Source organism: Vibrio sp. 2033 (assembly GCF_033339735.1).
Map to the genome: position 1 here is coordinate 1 of NZ_JAWOVC010000135.1, position 978 is coordinate 978.

Below are 978 nucleotides of genomic sequence, written 5' to 3' on the forward strand. Positions count from 1 at the left end.
CCGTACAACGAACTTCAAGCTGTACAAAGATGATGGACACGACACGTACGCGCTTCGTATCTCTACACACTTGTTCCATGATGAGCGAGATGTAGAAGGATTGGTCGAAGCGATTGCTGATCTGTACTACTCGTTCTAACGTCGTTGTTTATCACTCAAGCGCCCATTTATGGGCGCTTTGTTGAAGGGAAGGATATACACAATGTCAGTCAAAACACTTAAACGAACCATCACTGCTGTGGCGATTTTGGCAGCGTCCGTGATGTCTTCTTCGGCTTGGTCTAATGACCTTAAAGAAATCCGTGAACGTGGTGTGCTTCGTCATATCGGTGTGCCTTATGCCAACTTTGTTTCTTACATCGAGCAAGGTGAAATGCACACGCTGACAGGATTAGATGTCGATATCGTAAAAGGATTTGCGAGCTCGTTAGGTGTGCGATATGAGTACGTACCGGCTCAGTGGAGTGACATGGTCGGTAAGCTGACAGGTCAAGATGTTCAATACCGACACAACCGCGCAGTCGTGGGTGGCAGTGTGCCAATTGAGGGTGATCTGATCGCCAATGGCGTGACGATTTTGGATTGGCGGGAAGAGGTATTGGACTTTTCTCAGGACTACTTCCCATCGGCGGTATGGCTTGTTTCTCGTACCGATTCAAGTTTAAGTCCAATTAAGCCAAGTGGCTCGATCGACGAAGACGTCAAGACAGTGAAAGAGTTGATCGATGGACGAGAAGTGTTGGCGCTAGAGCATTCGTGCCTAGACCCAAACCTTTACGACTTGTACGACACGGGTGCCAAAGTGATTTTGCCCGATGGCAAACGACTCCTAAACGAAATGGTACCTGCCATCATGAAAAATGATGCTGAAAGTACCTTATTGGATGTAGCAGACACATTAATTGCTTTAGAAAAATGGCCGGGAGAAATAAAAGTCATTGGCCCTGTTTCTGAAAATCAAAAAATGGCTGTTGCGTT

The 978-nt window shown here is 46.6% G+C and carries 1 protein-coding gene; it reads left to right on the forward strand.

Features of this window, described 5'->3' with window-relative positions:
• Positions 1-202: 202 nt before the first annotated feature.
• On the forward strand, positions 203-978 hold a 776-nt coding region (locus tag R7P74_RS25135; protein ID WP_318123360.1), incomplete at its 3' end, for an ABC transporter substrate-binding protein.